We start from the raw sequence: 19822 nt of genomic DNA on the forward strand, positions 1-19822 counted from the left end.
GCCCGGACAACGGATCCGGACCGCACCGTCGATCAGGGCGAGTGGCAGGGCCGACAGGGTGAGTGGCAAACTGGAGCCCATGTCTTCTGTCCTTCGCAGGCTCGGATCGAGTTCCGGTTGTCGCTGTCGATTCCCGACTGCCGGCCCGACCCGATACCGGTAACAGCCGCTCCCAGACGGGCGATCCTTCAGAGCAGATGCGAGGAGACGACATGAGCACGCACATCGATTCTTCCCTTTCCGGCGAGCCGGCAGAAGCCGACGACGCCGGAGTGCCCACCGAAGCCGAGATCGAGGAGCTCCGCAAGGAGATCGATCGCCTCGACGCCGAGATCCTGGCTGCGGTCAAGCGGCGCACCGAGGTCTCCCGCATGATCGGGCGTACCCGGATGGCATCCGGCGGTACCCGCCTCGTGCACAGCCGCGAGATGAAGGTCCTCGAGCGGTTCAGCGAACTGGGCCAGGAAGGCCACACCCTGGCGATGCTGCTGCTCCGCCTCGGGCGTGGCCGTCTGGGTCACTGACGGCGGGGCCGTCCCGGTCACTGACGGCGGGGCCGTCCCGGTCACTGATCCACATCCTCACTGCAGGGCGATGTACTTGGTCTCGAGGAATTCTTCGATGCCCTCGAGGCCGCCCTCGCGTCCCAGCCCGGAATCCTTGATTCCGCCGAACGGTGCCGCGACATCGGAGACGATACCGCGGTTCACACCCACGATGCCGGTTTCGAGCGCATGCGACACGCGTAGGGCCCGGTCGAGGTCGCGCGTGAAGATGTAGGCGGCGAGCCCGTATCGGGTGTCGTTCGCGGCCGCGAGCGCCTCCTCCTCGGTGTCGAAGCCGGTGACGGCCGCGACCGGCCCGAACACCTCTTCCTGGAGGATGCGGGCCTGCTGCGGCACGTCGTCGAGCACGGTGGCGGGATAGAACCATCCCGGACCGTCCGCAGCTTCACCGCCCAGTCGCACCGAGGCGCCCGCCGACACCGCGTCCTGCACGAGTTCGATCACGGTCTTCTGCTGCTTCTCGTTGACGAGCGGACCCAGCGTCGCGTCGGGCTGCGTTCCCGGTCCGAGCCTGTACGACGCCATGCGCTCGGTGAGCTTGGCGACGAACTGTTCGCGCACCGAATTGTGGACGTGGAAGCGGTTCGCGGCCGTGCAGGCCTCTCCCCCGTTGCGCAGCTTGGCTGCCACCGCGCCCTCGACGGCCGCGTCGAGATCGGCGTCCTCGAAGACGACGAACGGCGCGTTGCCACCCAGTTCGAGCGAGGTGCGCAGCAGTGATCGACCGGCTTTCTCGGCGAGCGTGCGTCCCACCTCGGTGGAGCCGGTGAAGGTGAGCTTGCGCAATCGGGGATCCTCGAGGAGCGGACCGGTGACCTCACTCGCGTGCGAGGACGGCAGTACCGACAGGACGCCGGCGGGCAGCCCTGCCTCGTCGAAGAGTTGTGCGAGCAACTGGATGGTGAGCGGTGTCTCGGAAGCGGGTTTGACGATGATCGTGCAGCCCGCCGCGAGGGCGGGGCCGATCTTGCGGGTGCCCATCGCGAGCGGGAAGTTCCACGGCGTGATGGCCAGGCAGGGGCCGACGGGTTGTTTGGTCACGAGGACGCGCCCGGTGCCGGCCGGGGCGGGTGTGTAGCGACCGGCGATGCGGACGGCCTCCTCGGAGAACCACCGCAGGAACTCGGCCCCGTAGGTCACTTCGGACCGGCTCTCCGGCAGAGCTTTACCCATTTCGAGGGTCATGAGCAGCGCGAAGTCGTCGGCGCGGTCGGTGATCTTCTGCCATACCGTCCGCAGTAGTTCGGCGCGTTCGCGCGGCGGGGTCGCGGCCCATGCCGGACCGGCCGCCACGGCCGCATCGAGGGCCCGCATGGCATCACCGGGCCCGGCATCGGCGACACGTGCGAGTTCTTCGCCGGTCGCGGGATCGTGGACTCCGAAAGTGGCTCCGTTCTCGGCCGCAACCCATTGACCGCCGAGGAACAGGTCGGTGGGGACGGACCGAATCAGTTCTGCAGCATCCATATGCCCCATCATGCGCGCCACAGCCGCTCGCTGCCGGGAACCTCGGGATCCCCACCTTCACACCGGGCACAGCGTGTCCGGGCGCACTACTGTCGACGACATGAGCGACGTAACCGCAACGGCACCGTGGAAGGCTCTGGAAGACCATCGCGACCGGCTCGAATCGGTGTCGCTGCGGCAGTTGTTCGGCACCGAACCCGGCCGGGTCTCGACGCTGACGATCCGCGCCGGCGAGCTGGTGGTCGATCTCAGCAAACAACGCCTCGACACCGCGGTGCTGGACACCTTGTTCGAGCTCGCCGAGCAGAGCGGTGTCGCCGCGGCCCGCACGGCGATGCTCACCGGTGAGCACATCAACAGCACCGAGGACCGGGCAGTGCTGCACACCGCGCTGCGTCTGCCGCGCGATGCGGAGTTGGTGGTCGACGGGGTCGATGTCGTCGCGCAGGTGCATGCGGTGCTCGACCGGATGGGCGAGTTCTGCGAGCGGGTCCGCAGCGGCGACTGGCGCGGGGCGACCGGGCAGCCGATCGCCACGGTGGTCAACATCGGCATCGGCGGCTCCGATCTCGGGCCGGCGATGGTCACCGGTGCGCTGCGGCGTTTTCACGACGGGCCGGCGACCCGGTTCGTCGCCAATGTCGACCCGGCCGATCTGACCGCCGCCCTGGCCGGCCTGGACCCGGCGACCACCCTGTTCGTGGTGGCGTCGAAGACCTTCTCCACCCTCGAAACCCTGTCCAACGCCACCGCCGCGCGCCGCTGGCTGGTCGACGCCCTGGGCGAGGACGCGGTCGCCGCGCATTTCGTGGCGGTGTCCACGCACACCGAGCGGGTCGTCGAGTTCGGCATCGACCCGGCGCACATGTTCGAATTCTGGGACTGGGTCGGCGGGCGTTATTCGGTGGGCTCGGCGATCGGGCTGGCGGTGATGTGCGCGATCGGCCGGGAACGGTTCGCGCAGTTCCTCGCCGGCATGCACAGCATCGACGACCACTTCGCCACCGCCGACCCGGCACACAATGCGCCGTTGCTGGCCGGGTTGATCGGGGTGTGGAACGCGAGCATCCTCGGTTACCGGTCGCGGGCGGTGGTGCCGTATTCCCAGGATCTGGCGCGGTTGCCGGCCTATCTGCAGCAGCTGACCATGGAATCGAACGGCAAGTCGGTGCGCGCCGACGGCACACCGGTCTCGTGCCCGACCGGGGAGGTGTTCTGGGGCGAGCCCGGCACGAACGGTCAGCACGCGTTTTTCCAGCTGTTGCATCAGGGCACCGAGATCGTGCCGGTCGATTTCCTCGGCCTCGCCCGCAGCGGGGACGATCTGCCCGCCCGCGACGGCGCCACCGGCATGCAGGTGCTGGTGCTGGCGAACATGTTCGCCCAGGCCCAAGTCCTCGCCTTCGGCCGTGACGCCGCCGAGGTGCGCGCCGAGGGCGTCGACGAGGCGCTGGTGGCGCACAAGGTGATGCCCGGCAACCGGCCCTCGACGACGATCCTCGCCCCGGAACTGACCCCGTCGGTGGTGGGGCAGATCATCGCGTTCTACGAGCACCAGACCTTCGTCCAAGGCATCGTCTGGGGGATCGACTCGTTCGATCAATGGGGCGTCGAACTCGGCAAGACCCAGGCCACCGCCCTGCAGGCGGTCCTCGCCGGCGACGACAGCCCGGACACCGGGGACGCCTCCACCGACCAGCTGATCGAGACCTACCGCACCCTGCGCGATCGGGCGTGACCGCTCTCGGTCACGCTGCCTTCGGATCGGACCACGCCGTGGTGGTCCGGACGCGACCATGGGTGTCGACGAGACGCGCGGGCAGGTCGTACTGCTCGAGCCACGACAGGGCCCCGATCCCCCGCTGCAGTGCCGTCGCCGCGGCCGCATCGGCCCACACCGCGTCGGGAGCGATGACGCTGACCAGACGCCACCGCTCCGGGTCGGCGACGTCGGTGGTGTGCGACGCCATCGCCGATCCGGCCGGCAGTTCGACGGACCCTCGATCCGGAAGCGGCACCTGCCATCCTCCGGCCGGCGCGTGACCCGCGGTGGCCATGACATCGCCGATGCGCACGAGCGCTCCGCATTCGAGCAGGCTCGCGACGAGCGCCGCCGAGTAGTCGACGGTGTCGGCCACGGCCGTCGCGCCGAGTTCGAGGCTCACCCCGAACGGGGCGAGCACGATGTCTCCCTCGATCTGCACGTCGCGGTAGGTCGGGATGGGATGGATCGGCGGGATGGCGCCGGCGTCGACGGCTGCATCGTCGGAGTCGACCGGAGTGACGGTCCCGCCCGTCATGCGGGCCGCCCACAGCGCCGACCGCACCATCGACGCCAAGCGGGGGCTCATCGTGACCGGGGTGCCCTGCGCGAGATTGACGGAATGGATCTCGGCGTCGCCACGGCGGCTGTCGCTGACCGCCTCGGATTCGGCGACGACGCCGCGCACGATCATGCGGGCACGGTGCAGCGCATGCGGCTCGGTCACCGCGAGTGCGATCTGCCGACCCCACTCCCACCATTCGTTGCTGCCGATCATGACGGGCTCCACCCGTGTTCGATTTCTCGCAGGATGTATCCCAGTATGCCCGCGGCCCACGACAGGTGACAGCGCCGCAAGATCGGGCCCGTCCTCGTCAGACCCGCTCGAGGATCGCGGCGGTGTCCACACCGGTCGGCAATGTGCCCATCGCGATGCCCCAGTCGTCGTCGAGCCGGCTGCGGCAGAACGCCTCCGCGACCGCGGGGTGTCCGTGCCGGACGAGCTGGGCTCCCTGCAGGACGAGGGCCATCAGCTCCACGACGCGCCGTGCCCGGTATTCGGCGTCCTCGAGGTCGGCGAGTTCCTTGCCCACCCGGGCGATCGCCGAGTCGAGCCGGGGATCGACGCCTGCGGCGAGCCGGACCTCGGTGAAGAACGCCTCGACGGTATCGGGTTGCCGGGCCATGGCACGCAGCGCGTCGAGCGCCGCGACGTTTCCGGATCCCTCCCAGATCGACATGAGCGGCGACTCGCGATACAGCCGCGGCATCCCCGATTCCTCGGCGTAACCGTTGCCGCCGAGACATTCGAGGGCTTCGGCTGTCAGGGCGGGTGCCCGCTTGCACACCCAGTACTTGGTGACGGCCAGCGCGATACGGCGCAGTGCGGCTTCCTGATCGTCCCCCGCGGCACGGTCGGTGGCCCCGGCCAGACGCATCATCATCGTCGTCGCAGCGTCGGATTCGACGACGAGATCGGACAGGACGTTGCGCATGAGCGGCTGGTCGACGAGGAGCGCACCGAACGCCTTCCGGTGCCGCGCGTGGTGCACCGCGCGCAGCGTCGCGACCCGCATGTTCACCGCCGAGCCGATGACGCAGTCGAGCCGCGTCATGTTCACCATCTCGATGATCGTGTTGATGCCCCGCCCCTCGGGGCCGACGAGCCAGCCGATCGCGTTCTCGTACTCGATCTCGGAGGAGGCGTTCGACTTGTTGCCGAGCTTGTCCTTCAGTCGCTGGATGCGGATGGCGTTACGGGTGCCGTCGGGCAGGACGCGCGGGAGCAGGAAACACGACGGTCCGTGCTCGGTCTGCGCGAGCGTGAGGAAAAGGTCGGACATCGGTGCGGACGTGAACCATTTGTGCCCGACGATCCTGTACGAGCCGTCCGCATTCGGGGTGGCGGTGGTGGTGTTGGCGCGCACGTCGGAGCCGCCCTGCTTCTCGGTCATCGACATCCCGGCGATGAGGCCCCGCTTCGAGGAGGGCTCTCGCAGCCCGAAGTCGTAATGCGGGGCGGCCAGCAGCGGCTCGTAGCGCTCGGCGAGTTCGACGTTGTGGCGCAGGGCCGGAATCGCGGCGTAGGTCATCGAGATCGGGCACATGTGCCCGGCGTCGGTGTGTCCCCAGACGTAGAACTTCGCTGCGCGGGCGACATGCGCGCCGGGACGCGGGTCGCGCCAGGGCGCGGCGTGCAGGCCGTTCTCGACGGCGACGGTCATGAGATCGTGCCAGTGCGGATGGAACTCGACCTCGTCGATGCGGCGGCCGTAACGGTCGTGGGTGTGCAGGACGGGCGGGTACTCGTCGGCGAGGCGGCCCCAGTCCTGGGCGCGGGCGGTGCCGGCCAGGTCGCCGAGTTCGCGAACCTCGTCCGCGGCCCAGCTCGCCCCTTCGCGGCGCAGCCCTTCGAGCAGGGCCGGGTCGTCGGCGGCCTGGTAGGGCTCGAGGTTCGGGACCTGGTTGAACACCTCGTGGGTGGCGGGGAAATTCACGGCTTCACTCCTGACAGTTTGTCGTTCCGGACGGCAGGGCACCCGGCCGCCCGCAGGGCGAGGGCGACGAGGTCGGGGACGGTGGATTCGGCCGCGCCACGCAGGCGACCGGTGAGGACCTCACCGACCGCCCCGACGAGAGCGGCGGCGGTGAGGTCGACGTCCTGCTCGGGGAATTCACCGGCCGCGATGCCGTAGTTCACGGCATTCGCGAAGGCCGCCGCGAAGGCGCGGCGCAGCACGAGCCGTTCGGCGTCGACCGCGGCGTCGACCGGCTCGGCGAGCAGCGCGTAGGCGAGGGTGGGATTGCGCAGCGCACGCCGGGAGAACGTCTCGACCACCGCGCTCACCCGGTCGGTGCCGGATCCGGCTGCGGCTGCGGCCGTCACGGCCTCGACCTCCCGGCCGCACAGTTCCCGGAAGATGCGCACCATGAGGTCGGACTTGTCGACGTAGTGCCGGTAGACACTGCCGGTGGCGACGCCGGCGCGTTCGGCGACCGCGGAGACGGACAGTCCGCTGTAGCCGCGCTCGCTCAGCAACCCCACGGCCGCAGCGGCGATCGCCTCGCGTTGCGCGTCGAGTCTCTCCTGCACTGCTGGTGTCCGCCGGTACGCCACACCAAGAATTGAACCTCGGTTCAGTGCTTCGGTCAACGGTCGACGCTACGGTCGGAACTGTGAATCGACTCAGCGTCGTGGACGAGATGTTCCTCCACCGCCACAAAGGAACCGGCCTGCCGTCTGTGATGCAGGGCCTGTGGCGTACCGACGAGACCGTCGACGCGACCCTGTTGTTGTCACTCCACGACGTGCTGTCCGAAGGCCCCCTCGGACGCCGCGTGGTCCGGCCCCGGGTTCCCGGTGCGCGCCCCCGGTTCGAGCCGAACACCCACGTCCATCCGCTGCGTTATCCCGCGACGCCCATTCCCGACGACGAACTTCTCGCCTGGGCCGACGAGCACGCGAACGTGAACGTCGATCCCGAACTCGGTCCCGGCTGGGCCCTTGCCGCGACCCGCCTCACGAGCGGTGGCACGGCGCTGTCGATCGTGTGCTCGCATGTCCTGACCGACGCTCGGGGATTCGTCCGCGCGGTCGCCGACGCCCTCGCCGACCGGCCGCGCCGGCCGGATCCCGGTCGCCACTCCGACCTCCGCGATGCGGCGCAGCTGCTCCGGAAGGTCGGCAGCGGACTGCGCAGCGTGAAGTACACACCCCGCGTGGAGAGACCGCCCGCGCCGCAGACGGTGCGCGCCCGGCCCCGCACCGCACTGGTCGACGTCGATGCCGCGCAGTGGAAGGCACTCGCATCAGCGGAGGACGGCACTCCGAACGCCCTGCTGCTCGCCGTGTCGGCCGGTGTCGCCCGCCGCGCCCGGATCCCGTTCCCCGTGCGCATCTCCATTCCGGTCGACGACCGGGCAGACGGAACCGTCTCCAACGGTGTGTCGATGGTGGGGATCTCCGTCGACGACGGAGACACCATCGCCTCGATCCGCGCACGCGCCGCGCATGCCTACGCGCAGCCGCGGGAGGGGGCACCGCACAACATGCCCGCCGAGATGCTGCAACTCCTCCCCGACCGGCTCGCCGCCCGCGTCGCGCGGGGCGCCGGGGAGCGGGACCTGTTGTGTTCCAACATCGGCGCAGTTCCCCGCGAACTCACCACCCTGGGCCCGTACCGCACCACCGGAATCGCGATGCGCGCCATGCATCCGGGGCTCGACACCCGGCCGGCCCGCACCGCGACCCGCCTGTCGGTCTACGCCTGCCACACCGACGAGCGGTACACGCTGGCGTTCGTCGCCCTCGACGAGGAGCGCTTCCCCGACACCGCGACCCTGCGCACCTACGTCCGGGCCGAGCTCGCGGACCGGGGACTCGAGGCCCACTCCTGGTGATGCCGGTCGCGGATGCGGCGGCTACCGTGACGCCCCGTCACGTACAGTGCGGAGCATGACGCCCGAGACCCACGTCACATTCACCGACGGGACCGTCCGCGGCACCCGGCTCGGCGACCTCCTCGCCTGGCGCGGCATCCCGTACGCCGCTCCCCCGGTCGGTCCGCTGCGACTGCGCGCCCCGCAACCGGTCGAACCCTGGACCGGTGTGCGCGATGCGACGCAGTTCGGGAATGCGGCCCCGCAGCGGGCGCGCTATGCCTCGACCGGTCGCCGCGGTGTGCGTGTCCGTCCCGACGAGGACTGCCTGACCCTCAACGTGCTCGCTCCCGCCGGCCGGGTACACGCGCCGCGACCGGTTCTCGTGTTCATCCACGGCGGTGCGTTCACCCTCGGCACGAGTGCGCTGTCGGTGTACGGCGGCGAGTCGCTGGTCCGGCGCGGCGACGTCGTCTACGTGTCGGTCAACTACCGCCTCGGAGCGCTCGGCTATCTCGACTTCGGCGCCTTCTCCACCGAGTCGGCGCGGTTCGATTCCAATCTCGGTCTGCGCGACCAGGTCGCGGCACTGGAATGGGTGCAGCGCAACATCGCGGCCTTCGGCGGCGACCCCGGCAACGTGACGGTCTTCGGCGAGTCCGCGGGCGGCACCTCGGTGACCACCCTGCTGGCGACACCCGCCGCGCGCGGACTGTTCTCCGCCGCGATCGCGCAGAGTCCCGCACCGAATCTCGTCGTCACCGCCGATCGCTCGGCCGAATGGGGCCGCACGTTCGTCGAACTGCTCGGTGCCGATCCGGATTCGGCGGCCCGCGCGCTCCTCGACGCCTCGCCCGTCGAACTCGGGCGGGTGGGTTCCCGGCTCGGGGCGCAGGTTCTGCGCGCGACCCCCGGTCTGCATCCGTTCGGCCCGGTCGTCGACGGCGAGTTCGTTCCCCTCCAGCCGCTCGAGGCGTACGAGACCGGTGCGGCGCATCCTGTTCCGCTCGTGCTCGGAACGAACGACCGGGAAGGCGCGCTGTTCCCGAAGGTCCTCGACGCTCTGCCCACGAATCCCCGCCGGATCGACGCGCTGTTCGCCGCGACCGACCCGGAGGCGAAGGATCGCATCACGGCGGTCTATCCGGGATATCCGGACGAGCGCGCTGCGATCGATCTCGGCGGCGACCTCACCTTCTGGTATCCGTCGGTGCAGATCGCGCAGGCACATGCACGGTTCGCGCCGACCTTCATGTACCGGTTCGATCTCGCCCCGCGGCTGTTGCGGTGGACGGGCCTCGACGCGACCCACGCCGTGGAGCTGCTCGCGGTCTTCGACCAGAGCGACGAACCGCTCGGCCGCGCCCTCACGGCGCTGGGTGGCCGACGCAGGCTGCGTACGGTCTCCGCGGCGATGCAGCGTCAGTGGCTGAACGTGACGCGGCACGGCGAACCGTTGCCGTCGTGGCCACGCTATGACGAGAACGACCGTGCGACAGTCATTTTCGACGAGGTCACGCGCGTCGAGCACGATCCGCGCCGCGACCGGCGACTCGCGTGGGAGGGCTACCGCGGGTACACCGCTCCGGCACCCGTCCGGTGAGCGCCGCTATTTCGCGACGGTGAGCAGGAAGGCGACGTCCTCGATGGCGCTGACACTGTGCCGCACGGGCGGGATGATGATCAGGTCGCCCGCCGAACCCTTCCAGACGTCGTTGCCGGCGACGAGCTGGAGCTGGCCCGAGAGCACCTGCAGGGTCGCCTCGCCCGGACTGTCGTGCTCGCCGAGTTCGTGCCCCGCAAGCAGGGCGACGACGGTCTGCCGCAGGTGCTTGGTATGCCCACCGAAAACCGTCTGGGAGCTGCGTCCGCTGCTGGACGTCGCTGCGAGTTTGAGCTGCTGCCGTGCCATGGCGGTCAAGGAGAGCTTGTCCATGTACCGCAGTATCGCTCAGATGCCGCCGCGAGCACTCAGCTTCGCGCGTACCGGATCCAGCGGAACCTGATTCCCTTGGTGGACATCTGCCATTCCCCCGGCTCCGCCGCCCACTCGGGTCCGATCTCCGGCGCGGTCGCGTCGCCGTCGACGTCGAGGTCCACCTCGGTCACGAGCAGGTGCGTGGCGAACGGCATCGCCTGCGCGTAGATCTGGCCTCCGCCCATCACCACGGCCTCACCGTCGCCGGCGAGCGTCAGCGCGTCGTCGAGACTCGTCGCGGTCTCGGCACCCTCGGCCGACCACTCGGCGTTGCGGGTGACGACGATGTTCCGCCGGCCCGGCAGCGGCCGGAACCTCGGCGGCAGCGAGTCCCAGGTGAGCCGCCCCATGATCACCGGCTTTCCCATCGTCGCGTCCTTGAAGAACGCCATGTCCTCGGGGATGTGCCACGGGATGGTGTTCTCCCGGCCGATCACACCGTCGTGTGCCTGAGCCCAGACGAGGGTGACATCTCCCATCAGACGGCCACCGGCGCCTTGATCGCCGGGTGGTGCCGGTAGCCGACGACCTCGACGTCCTCGTAGTGGTAGCCGAAGATCGAGTCGCGCGGGTGCAGCTTCAGCGTCGGATAGGGATACGGCTCGCGGGTGAGCTGTTCGGTGACCTGATCGATGTGGTTGGAGTAGATGTGGCAGTCGCCGCCGGTCCAGACGAACTCGCCGGGTTCGAGGCCGGTCTGCTGCGCGACCATGTGGGTGAGCAGCGCGTAGCTGGCGATGTTGAACGGCACACCGAGGAACATGTCGGCGCTGCGCTGGTAGAGCTGGCAGCTCAGTTTGCCGTCGGCCACGTAGAACTGGAAGAACGCGTGGCACGGCATCAGTGCCATCTTGTCGAGCTCGGCGACGTTCCATGCGGACACGAGGATCCGGCGCGAGTCGGGGTTGGTGCGCAGCGTCTCGATCACCTGGCTGATCTGGTCGATGTGCTGCCCGTCCGGCGTCGGCCAGGAACGCCACTGCACGCCGTAGACCGGTCCGAGGTCGCCGTCGGGCGCCGCCCACTCGTCCCAGATCGTCACGCCGTGCTGCCGAAGCCACTCGACGTTGGAGTCGCCGCGCAGGAACCACAGCAGCTCGTAGACGATGGACTTCAGATGCACCTTCTTCGTGGTGATCAGCGGGAAGCCCTCGGACAGATCGAAGCGCATCTGGTGGCCGAACAGGCTTCGGGTTCCGGTGCCGGTGCGGTCGTTCTTCTCGGCTCCGGTTTCGAGAATCAGGCGCAGGAGATCTTCGTAGGGCGTCGGCACAGTCACGCACTGCAGTCTAGGCGGCCTCCGCCCGTGCGCGATTCCGGTAGCCGGTGCTGCCAGAACCGCGCACGAGCCCGGGACGGGCCTTAGCCTGTTCCCATGCCCGAGCTCCCCGAGGTGGAAGCACTTGCGGTGTTCCTGCGCGAGCACGCGGTCGGCAGCGTCGTCGGACGCATCGACGTCGCGGCGCTGAGCGTGCTGCAGACCGCCGACCCGCCGATCACGGCGCTGCAGGGACGCGACATCACCGGCGCGTCACGCTTCGGCAAGTTCCTCGCGATCGCCTGCTCGGACCTGCACCTCATCACGCACCTGTCGCGCGGTGGCTGGTTGCGGTGGCTCGACGAGCCGTCGCAGACTCCCCCGAAACTCGGCCGCGGTCCGCTCGCCCTCCGCGTCCATTTGTTCGCCCCCGACGCGACGACCCCGGCCTTCGACCTCACCGAGGCCGGCACGAAGAAGCGATTGGCGGTCTGGGTCGTCGACGATCCGCAGAAGGTTCCCGGCATCGCCCGCCTCGGCCCCGACGCGCTCACCCTCACGCGCGACGAGTTCGCCGCACTCCTGACCGACAGCACCTCACGCCTCAAGACGTTGCTGATCGACCAGAAGATTCTCGCGGGCATCGGCAACGCCTACTCCGACGAGATCCTGCACGTCGCGCAGCAATCACCGTTCGCGACCGCCGGACGGCTGACCGACGACGAGGTGACCGTGCTGTACGGGGCGATGCGGTCGGTGCTCACCGATGCCGTCACCCGCTCGGTCGGGCAGGACGCGGCGCGCCTCAAGGGCGAGAAACGGTCGGGTCTGCGCGTGCACGCCCGCGCCGGCGAGCCGTGCCCGGTGTGCGGCGACACCGTCCGCGAGGTCTCCTACACCGACCGCTCGTTCCAGTACTGCCCGACCTGCCAGACCGGAGGGAAGGTCCTCGCCGACCGGCGGATGTCCCGCCTGCTGAAGTAGTGTGCGCGCCGTGCAGATCCGGTCCTGGCTTCGCGAAGGAGTCCGCACTCTCGCACCGGGTTATTTCGCCTTCGTCATGGCCGGTGGCATCGTCTCCACGGGCCTCCACATCCAAGGCTTCCGTTTCGCATCGACGGTGCTGCTGATCGTGGCCGCCCTCGGATATGCGGTGCTCGTCGCACTGTCGGTGTGGCGGTTCCTCGCGTTCCGCGGCGAGGTCCGCGCCGACCTCGCCGATTCCGGACGGGCGTTCGGATTCTTCACCTTCGTCGCGGGCAGCAACGTGCTCGGCGTGCGCCTGATGATGGACGCCTGGCATTCCACGGCGGCGGTGCTGCTCGCGACCGCGGCAGTGACGTGGCTGGTGCTCGGATACGTCGTCCCGTGGACCGCGGTGCTCGGCACGACGGAGCGTCCCGTCCTCGCGAAGGCCAACGGAACGTGGTTCATCTGGGTGGTCGCGAGCGAATCGGTGGCCATCGCAGCGGCCGCACTCCAGCCCGTCTACCGCGAACTGGACAGACTGCTCGCCGCCGTCGCGGTGTTCACGTGGGGCGTGGGGCTGTTCCTGTACGCGGCGGCCGGCATCTTCGTCGCGGCGCGGATGCTGCAGTACCCGCTGAGACCCACCGATCTGACCGCGCCGTACTGGGTGTCGATGGGAGCGTGCTCGATCATCGTCGTGGCGGGCTCGCAGATCGTCGAGATGGACGACGCACCGATGGTGGACGCGACCCGTGGACTGATCGCGGGCCTCGCCGTCGTCGTCTGGGCCTTCGCGACGTGGTTGTTGCCACCACTCGTCGCGGCCGGGTGGTGGCGGCATCGCACCCACCGGGTTCCGCTCACCTACGACTCGTCCTTGTGGTCGATCGTCTTCCCCCTGGGCATGTACGCGGTTGCGGGGATGTATCTGGGTCGCGCCGACGAACTTCCACTGGTCGGTGCGATCGGCGCCGCAGAGTTGTGGATCGCGGTGACCGCCTGGGTCGTGGTGTTCGCGGCGATGCTCCACCGCCTGTGGGTCCGGCTCGTGCGCCCGGTCGACGAGCGCGACTGACGGTGGCCGCCCGCGCGGGTCCGCCCCACCTCTCCGTACCAGCGGACGGCGAGGACGACCGCCAGGGCAACCCCGACCGCGTCGCCGCCGTAGTACATCGACTGGGCACCGGCCTGCAGATCGGACACGTCGAAGGTCGTGCCGGGCGGCGACTGCGCGTACAGCGTCTTCGCCAGCACCGAATGGGCTGCGCCGGCCATGAGCAACACCACCGCGAGGTGCGCGAGGCCGTATCTGCGCCGGAGCGGATCGAGGCGGCAGATCGCGACGGTGAAGAGCATCCCCGCGGCGAAGACGTGCAGGTGGACGACAGCCGCGACGAGCGCCTCGTCGTGCATCGCCGCGAACAGCGGTGTCCGGTAGAGCACCCACAACCCACCCATGTCCAGGACTGCCGCGACGACCGGCACCGTCAGCAGTTCGGCCGGACGCGAGTGCAGCACATTGAGCAGACCCGTGCGTGTGCTTCCCACCGGAACGCTCCTCAACAGCAGCGTCATCGGCCTGCCCAGCACGATCAACAGGGGGCCGACCATGCCCACCAGCAGATGCCCGGTCATGTGGGAAGTGAACGGACCGCCGGGCAAGGGCAGCACCGACACCGCGGCCACGGCCCCGGCACCCGCGACGACACTCGCATCACGCCACTGCGGCCACGCGTCGCCACGTCGGCGGAGCCGCACGGCCGCGCCGATGTACAGCGCGACCCCCACCGCCGCGGCGATCAGGACGGCGAGGGCGAGCACGCTCGGTCCTGTGTGGGTCGGATGATCGTGCACCGACGGCTCCTATCCGTCCGAGAGCTCGGTGGTGCGGGCGTTCCGCCGCGCCGACCACCACAGGGCGGCACCGGCGATCAGGAACACGAGCGCTCCTGCGATCCATGCCAGGTCATAGGGCCACACGTCGACGTCGTAGCGGATCTGGTGGATGCGGAACACCTTGTGGTTCACCAGCCCGTCGAACAACTGGAATCCCCCGGCGCCCATGAGCAGGGCCGCCCAGAAGTGCCGTACCGCGAGGGCATGTCTGCGACGCACGTCCGCAAGCAACGCGAATCCCGCTACGAGCACGAGCAACTCGGCCGTGTGCAGCAGGCCGTCGGAGGCGAGCCCGACCGCGGGCGTGGATCGATCGTAGAAGTGGTGCCAACCGAGGATCTGGTGGAAGACGATCTCGTCGATCGCGGCCATGAGCGCCACACCGAGCAGGACGCCACTGATCGCGGAGTGCCGCACCGAGATTCCGTCGCGCGTACCCCCGGATCGCGTCGCGCCGGTCATCGCTTCCTCACCGTATCGTCCTGGGACCTGCTGTATCGGGATTGCGGGTTGTTCCGATCCCGCGGCGGGTACCCGACCGACCATGCTGAGAAACGCACTGTGGGAAGGCCTGGTCGCCGGCACGGCCGGTGTCGCCGCCATGACTGTCGGGGAGAAGATCGAGCAGGCCGTCACCGGGCGCCCGAACTCGCACGTCCCCGGCCGCGTCCTCGCCCGGTTGACGGGTGCGTCCGAGTCCGACGGGCAGCATTCGACCGCCCTGAACTGGGCGATGCACTTCGGTCAAGGCGTCGTCCTGGGCGTGTTGCGGTCGGTCATGGCCGAGGTGGGGCTGCGAGGGCCGCTCGCGTCGACGAAGTTCACCGTCGTGCGGCTGACCAACGACCAGATCCTCGAGAACGCGACCGGCGCCGGGGCACCGCCGCAGACGTGGCCGCGGTCGGAACTGGTGATCGACGTCCTCCACAAGAGCGTCTACGGGTTCGTCACCGGTGCAGTCGCCGACGCGCTGGCCGCCCGCCGGGGTCCCGGCCCGGGCGGGCGGCACGCCGGCCTCGTCCCGGGCCGCCACTCCGACATCGGCCCCGTGCCTCGCAGCGCGGCAGCGGGGCGGCTGCCGCGCGGAGCATGAACCGGCTGCGGCGAAGCGCAGAGGGGCACACGAGCGCAGCCGACCGGGCGGTTACCGTATCGGTGTGAGCGTCGAACCGCTGGACACCGGCACCGTGGCCGGTCACCTGCATCTTCCCGAGGGCAGCGCGCAGGGCGCCGTCGCGTTGACGCACGGGGCCGGCGGCAACTGCGACGCCCGGATCCTGCAACTGATGTGCGCCCGGTTCGCCGACTCCGGCTTCCTCGCCCTGCGCTACGACCTGCCGTTCCGTCGGCGTAAACCCAAGGGACCCCCGCAGCCGTCCCGGGCGGAGGAGGACCGTGCGGGTGTGGCCGCCGCGGCTGCGGAGCTGCGCGAACGGGTGCCCGGTCCCCTGCTGCTCGGCGGCGTCTCCTACGGCGGCCGGCAGACGTCGATGCTCGCGGCCGACGAACCCGGCATCGCCGACGCCCTCGTCCTGCTGTCCTATCCCCTCCATCCCCCGGGGAAGCCGGAGAAGCTACGCACCGAGCACCTGCCGAAGATCGCGATGCCCACGGTGTTCGTCCACGGCGACCGCGACCCCTTCGGCACCTTCGACGAACTTCGGGAGGCACTCGCCCTCCTGCACGCGGCCGCGACCCTCGTGGAGGTCACCGGGGCCGCACACGACCTGAGCCGCGCGAAGACGGATCCGTCGGAGGCCGCCGTCTCCGCTGCACTGCACCTGCTGGAAGAAAAGACATCATGATCGAACCCACCGACGTCGCCATCGACACGTTGCTCGCCGAGCTCCGCGACCGGCTCGACGACTCCGCCGACGCCCCGACGACCCTGCGTGGTCTGCTCGAGGCGGTGCTCGTCGTGGGATCGGGTCTCGAACTCGACTCCATGCTCCAGCGCATCGTCGCCGCGGCGACCTCGCTGCTCGACGCCCGGTACGGTGCCCTCGGTGTGCGCGCCGCCGACGGGGGGCTGTCCGAGTTCGTGTACGTCGGGATCGATCCGACGCAGCGCGAGGTGATGGGTCACCTGCCCGAGGGCCGAGGCATCCTCGGTCTGCTCATCAACGATCCTCGGCCGGTCCGCCTCGGCGACCTGTCGAAGCATCCCGCCTCGATCGGCTTCCCGCCGAATCATCCACCCATGAAGAGCTTCCTCGGAACTCCGATCATGGTGCGCGGCAAGGTCTTCGGAAGCATCTACCTCACCGAGAAGCTGGGGGCGCCCGAGTTCACCGCAGAGGACGAGGTGATCCTCAAGGTGCTCGCGATGTCCGCGGGCGTGGCCGTCGAGAACGCACGCCTGTTCGAAGGCTCACTCGCTCGCGAAAGATGGCTCACCGCAATGGCATCCATCAACTCTCGGTTGCTGATGGGCGGATCGGTGGACGAGACACTGTCGATGCTCACCGGCCAGGTCCGCGAACTCGCCCGATGCGCGGGGGCCTATGTCGTACTCGTCGACGGCCACCACGGCAGCCTGCAGGCCGCGGCACCCGCGATCCCGTGCGGGAAGGACAAGCGCTTCGACCTCACCGGATCGCCTGTGCTGCAAGCTCTCAAGAGTCGCCAGGTGATGCATATCGACAGCCTCGCCGGACTGCCACCGACGGAACTGGGCGACGAGGGACACGCGGTGGTGCTGCCCCTGTCGGCGACGTCGACCGTCACGGGCGTGCTCATCGCGACACGCGAGGCCGGCACCGAACCGTGGGACGACGAGGACGTCGCCCGTTTCGAATCCATGGCGAACCTTGCGGCCGTGGCCCTCGAATTCGCCGAACAACAGCGCAAGAAGCGTCTGCTCGATGTGCTCGCCGACCGCGACCGCATCGCCCAGGACCTGCACGACAACGTCATCCAACGTCTGTTCGCCACCGGCATGAGCCTTCAGAGCGCGACCGCGGAAGGTGCGGGCACCGAACGCGTCGTGGAAGTGATCCGTCACGCGATCGAGCAGCTCGACCGGACGGTGCGCGAGATCCGCACGACCATCTTCGATCTGCACACCACCGGCGCGGCGGCGTCGAACAGTCTGCGCCGGAGACTGCTGGACGTCGTGGGCGATCTGAGCATCCACTCCGCGGTGGCACCCAACGTCCAATTCGTCGGCCCCATCGACACCCTGGTCCCGATGCGTATCCATCCGCACGCCGAAGCCGTCCTCCGTGAGGGGCTGAGCAACGCGCTGCGCCACTCGCAGTCCGACAACATCTCCGTGGCGGTCTCGGTCCAGGACGACTTCCGGATCGAGATCCTCGACGACGGCACGGGCCTTCCCGACACGCCTCGACGCAGCGGCCTGGCGAACCTCGAGCGACGCGCCGTGCAGTGCGGCGGGTCGTGCGAGATCGGTCCGGCCCACCCGCGCGGCACCCGGGTGCTGTGGGCGGTCCCGCTCTGACGGGACGAGCCCCGAACCCGTCGGGTCAGGACGTCGGCTTGCCGCGCTCGTTGCGCAGTTCCGTGGCAAGCACGGCCGCCTGGGTGCGTCGCTGCATGCCGAGCTTCGCCAGGAGCCGCGAGACGTAGTTCTTCACGGTCTTCTCCGCGAGGAACAACCGCTCGGCGATCTCCCGGTTGGTCAGGCCCTCACCGATGAGCTCGAAGACGGCGCGTTCCTGCTCCGACAGTTCGGCGAGCGGATCGGCCGTCCGCGACGCCCGGATCCGGTCCATGAGAGCGGCGGTGGCGCGGCTGTCCAGCAGGGAGCCGCCCTCTCCGACGGTGCGGATGGCCGAGACGAGGTCGGTCCCGAGAATCTGCTTGAGTACGAACCCGGAAGCGCCCGCCATGATCGCGTCGAAGAGCGCCTCGTCGTCGGCGTACGAGGTGAGCATCAGAGCGCGCAGGTCCGGCATGCGGGTACGCAGCTCGCGGCACAGTTCGACACCGTTGCCGTCGGGAAGCCGCACGTCGAGCACCGCGACGTCGGCGCCGCTGTCGGGCACGCGGGCCAAAGCCTCACCCACCGAGGCGGCCTCACCGACGACGGTGAAGTCCGGCACGCTGCTCAGCAGATCCACCAGGCCGCGCCGCACGATTTCGTGATCGTCGACGAGGAACACGCGGGTCATCTCGGCACCTTTCGTTGGCAGGCTTTCCGGTCATTGTCCCAGGTGTACCGCGATACCCACGTCCTCGGGGCCGTTCGACACCCATGTCAGGACCTTCTCCCCCTCCCTCACGAACGCCACTCGGGAGACGCTGAACGTAGATGCGTACATGTGGGACGAACGAGCCGACGAGGAGGATGTCGTGACAGTCGATGCCGGAACCTGGTCGCTCGGTGACACCGAGATCATCGCGCGTGCGGTGGTGGAAGCACCCTCGGTGCACGACACGCAACCATGGAACCTGCGCCTGCCCGATCACAGCGCCGAGCTGGAGGAACGCCTCGAATTCGCCGAGTCGGGCCCCGACCCGCTGCGCGTCGACCGGCTGATCTCGTGCGGCGCAGCCCTCACCAACCTCGAACTCGCGATCCGGGTCCTCGGCAACAGGGCGCGCACCACCGTGCTGCCCGATCCGCAGCGCCCGGAGCTCATCGCGCGCATCGAGACGCTCGGACCGGGCACCCCGACCAGTCGCGACCTGCGGTTGTACGCGGCCATCTCGCACCGGCGCAGCCACCGCACATCGTTCACCGACATCCCGGTGCCGACGGAGACGCTCGCCGACATCATCGCGGTGGCCGGCGAGGTCGCCGACGTGGACGTGCGCCTGCTCGCGGCCGACGAGGCCGTCGCCCTGGCCCAGGTACTCGCGTATGCGGCGGAGGCCCACCGACGTCATCCGCACTATCAGCGCGAGATGTTCTCGTGGACCTCCCACTGGCAGCCGCACGGCAACTCCGAGGTCGTCACCACGTGGAGTGCGACCCTCGACGAGAGGGGCGCGGCGGGAGAAGCCATGGTCACGACGGGAATCCCGGACGTCGATGCGCTGGCATCGGCAATCGCGCGCGAGTCGGTGCTGCTGTTCTCCGCACCGTCGACCTCACCGGCCGATCTGATCCGGGTGGGCGCGGCCGTCGAACGGTGCTGGCTGTCGGCGATCGACGCGCGACTGTCGGCATCGGTACTGACGCATCCCCTGCGGGTGGAGGACGCCGGGTCGCGCCTGGCCGAGATGCTCGACCTGCCGGTCGTGCCGCTGGTCGTCCTACGCGTGGGTTTCTGAAGAGACGGGAGAGCGAGGCGACGATGAGTGCACCGACCGAGCAGCCGATCGACGATCCGACCCACGAGTTGTTCCGCACGGCCCTGGACATGGCGCAGGCCGCGAAGGCCGGCAACGTCTCGGGCTGGCTGACCGCCCGCTACGAGAGTGGACGCCTCGAGGACGTCGCGTTCCTGCTCTCGCAGATGCTCGGAGTGCTTATCGAGAACGGAGCGGTCAGCCGCGGCGTACACCCGGCCGACGCATGGCGGGAACTGCGCGAGCGGGGCATCGACGACTTCGGCTGACGCCCCGGCTCGCGCCCCGGA

General features: G+C 69.4%; 20 protein-coding genes and 1 pseudogene. 11 read left to right on the forward strand and 10 right to left on the reverse strand.

All coding sequences use genetic code 11. The annotated features are described in order from the left end of the window. Positions 1–212: 212 nt before the first annotated feature. Positions 213–524 (forward strand): chorismate mutase, encoded by a 312-nt coding sequence (locus tag GON09_RS12780; RefSeq protein ID WP_016932179.1) that lies wholly within the window; start codon positions 213–215, stop codon positions 522–524. 57 nt (positions 525–581) lie between these two features. Here GON09_RS12780 and GON09_RS12785 read toward each other — a convergent pair whose 3' ends face one another. Beyond that, a complete protein-coding gene (locus GON09_RS12785; RefSeq protein ID WP_213932101.1) occupies positions 582–2033 on the reverse strand; it encodes an NAD-dependent succinate-semialdehyde dehydrogenase in 1452 nt (483 codons plus the stop codon). Positions 2034–2133: 100 nt separating this feature from the next. Between GON09_RS12785 and pgi the strand changes: the two genes are divergently transcribed. Beyond that, positions 2134–3771 carry a glucose-6-phosphate isomerase gene (gene pgi, locus GON09_RS12790; protein WP_213932102.1) on the forward strand — a complete coding sequence of 546 codons (1638 nt, stop codon included), beginning with the start codon at positions 2134–2136 and terminating at the stop codon, positions 3769–3771. 10 nt (positions 3772–3781) lie between these two features. Here pgi and GON09_RS12795 read toward each other — a convergent pair whose 3' ends face one another. The 3 genes from GON09_RS12795 to GON09_RS12805 form a co-directional block, all read right to left on the reverse strand. Further along, entirely contained in the window at positions 3782–4573 is a 792-nt protein-coding gene (locus GON09_RS12795; RefSeq protein ID WP_213932103.1) for an FAD:protein FMN transferase, read from the reverse strand. A 97-nt stretch (positions 4574–4670) separates the two neighbouring features. Beyond that, complete coding sequence (locus GON09_RS12800; RefSeq protein WP_213932104.1) at positions 4671–6293, reverse strand: acyl-CoA dehydrogenase family protein; 1623 nt, start codon at positions 6291–6293, stop codon at positions 4671–4673. Further along, on the reverse strand, positions 6290–6913 hold the full coding sequence (locus GON09_RS12805) for a TetR/AcrR family transcriptional regulator (RefSeq protein WP_213934430.1): 624 nt from the start codon (positions 6911–6913) through the stop codon (positions 6290–6292). Before GON09_RS12805 ends, GON09_RS12800 begins: the two co-directional genes overlap by 4 nt. 59 nt (positions 6914–6972) lie before the next feature. On the opposite strand from GON09_RS12805, the gene GON09_RS12810 reads away from it, so the two are divergent. Then, positions 6973–8196, forward strand: coding sequence for a hypothetical protein (locus tag GON09_RS12810; RefSeq protein WP_213932105.1), 1224 nt, complete (start codon positions 6973–6975; stop codon positions 8194–8196). Between the two features lie 55 nt (positions 8197–8251). Beyond that, positions 8252–9778: a carboxylesterase/lipase family protein gene (locus tag GON09_RS12815; RefSeq protein ID WP_213932106.1), complete on the forward strand. Its 1527-nt coding sequence runs from the start codon at positions 8252–8254 to the stop codon at positions 9776–9778. A gap of 6 nt (positions 9779–9784) precedes the next feature. On the opposite strand, the gene GON09_RS12820 is transcribed toward GON09_RS12815, so the two are convergent. Genes GON09_RS12820 through GON09_RS12830 form a run of 3 tightly spaced genes read right to left on the reverse strand, consistent with a single transcriptional unit; the run spans position 9785 to position 11432 of the window. Beyond that, complete coding sequence (locus GON09_RS12820) at positions 9785–10111, reverse strand: cupin domain-containing protein (protein ID WP_213932107.1); 327 nt, start codon at positions 10109–10111, stop codon at positions 9785–9787. A 35-nt stretch (positions 10112–10146) separates the two neighbouring features. After that, a complete protein-coding gene (locus tag GON09_RS12825) occupies positions 10147–10632 on the reverse strand; it encodes a dihydrofolate reductase (RefSeq protein WP_213932108.1) in 486 nt (161 codons plus the stop codon). Beyond that, a complete protein-coding gene (locus tag GON09_RS12830) occupies positions 10632–11432 on the reverse strand; it encodes a thymidylate synthase (protein WP_213932109.1) in 801 nt (266 codons plus the stop codon). The genes GON09_RS12825 and GON09_RS12830 overlap by 1 nt, the downstream gene beginning before the upstream one ends. A 96-nt stretch (positions 11433–11528) precedes the next feature. On the opposite strand from GON09_RS12830, the gene GON09_RS12835 reads away from it, so the two are divergent. Next, complete coding sequence (locus GON09_RS12835; protein ID WP_213932110.1) at positions 11529–12395, forward strand: Fpg/Nei family DNA glycosylase; 867 nt, start codon at positions 11529–11531, stop codon at positions 12393–12395. A 10-nt stretch (positions 12396–12405) separates the two neighbouring features. Then, on the forward strand, positions 12406–13455 hold the full coding sequence (locus GON09_RS12840; RefSeq protein ID WP_374195316.1) for a tellurite resistance/C4-dicarboxylate transporter family protein: 1050 nt from the start codon (positions 12406–12408) through the stop codon (positions 13453–13455). Positions 13456–13550: 95 nt separating this feature from the next. On the opposite strand, the pseudogene GON09_RS12845 reads toward GON09_RS12840, so the two are convergent. After that, positions 13551–14234, reverse strand: a pseudogene (locus tag GON09_RS12845) (cytochrome c oxidase assembly protein); the annotation flags it as partial. Positions 14235–14243: 9 nt separating this feature from the next. Next, positions 14244–14738: a DUF2243 domain-containing protein gene (locus GON09_RS12850; RefSeq protein WP_213932112.1), complete on the reverse strand. Its 495-nt coding sequence runs from the start codon at positions 14736–14738 to the stop codon at positions 14244–14246. Between the two features lie 82 nt (positions 14739–14820). On the opposite strand from GON09_RS12850, the gene GON09_RS12855 reads away from it, so the two are divergent. From GON09_RS12855 to GON09_RS12865, 3 genes are all read left to right on the forward strand, one after another. Then, entirely contained in the window at positions 14821–15369 is a 549-nt protein-coding gene (locus GON09_RS12855) for a hypothetical protein (protein WP_213932113.1), read from the forward strand. Positions 15370–15433: 64 nt separating this feature from the next. Further along, positions 15434–16081: an alpha/beta hydrolase family protein gene (locus GON09_RS12860; RefSeq protein WP_213932114.1), complete on the forward strand. Its 648-nt coding sequence runs from the start codon at positions 15434–15436 to the stop codon at positions 16079–16081. Further along, the gene (locus GON09_RS12865) at positions 16078–17736 is read left to right on the forward strand and encodes a sensor histidine kinase (protein WP_213932115.1); all 1659 of its coding nucleotides are present in this window, start codon (positions 16078–16080) and stop codon (positions 17734–17736) included. The genes GON09_RS12860 and GON09_RS12865 overlap by 4 nt, the downstream gene beginning before the upstream one ends. Positions 17737–17761: 25 nt before the next feature. On the opposite strand, the gene GON09_RS12870 is transcribed toward GON09_RS12865, so the two are convergent. After that, on the reverse strand, positions 17762–18409 hold the full coding sequence (locus tag GON09_RS12870; RefSeq protein WP_213932116.1) for a response regulator transcription factor: 648 nt from the start codon (positions 18407–18409) through the stop codon (positions 17762–17764). A 181-nt stretch (positions 18410–18590) separates the two neighbouring features. Here GON09_RS12870 and GON09_RS12875 point away from each other — a divergent pair, with 181 nt between their 5' ends. Together GON09_RS12875 and GON09_RS12880 are read left to right on the forward strand one after the other, a co-directional pair. Next, positions 18591–19514, forward strand: coding sequence for a nitroreductase family protein (locus tag GON09_RS12875; RefSeq protein WP_374195317.1), 924 nt, complete (start codon positions 18591–18593; stop codon positions 19512–19514). A 23-nt stretch (positions 19515–19537) separates the two neighbouring features. Then, the gene (locus GON09_RS12880) at positions 19538–19801 is read left to right on the forward strand and encodes a hypothetical protein (protein WP_213932118.1); all 264 of its coding nucleotides are present in this window, start codon (positions 19538–19540) and stop codon (positions 19799–19801) included. The last annotated feature ends 21 nt before the right edge of the window (positions 19802–19822 follow it).

The organism is Rhodococcus sp. B50, from assembly GCF_013602415.1.
GTDB lineage: Bacteria > Actinomycetota > Actinomycetes > Mycobacteriales > Mycobacteriaceae > Rhodococcus.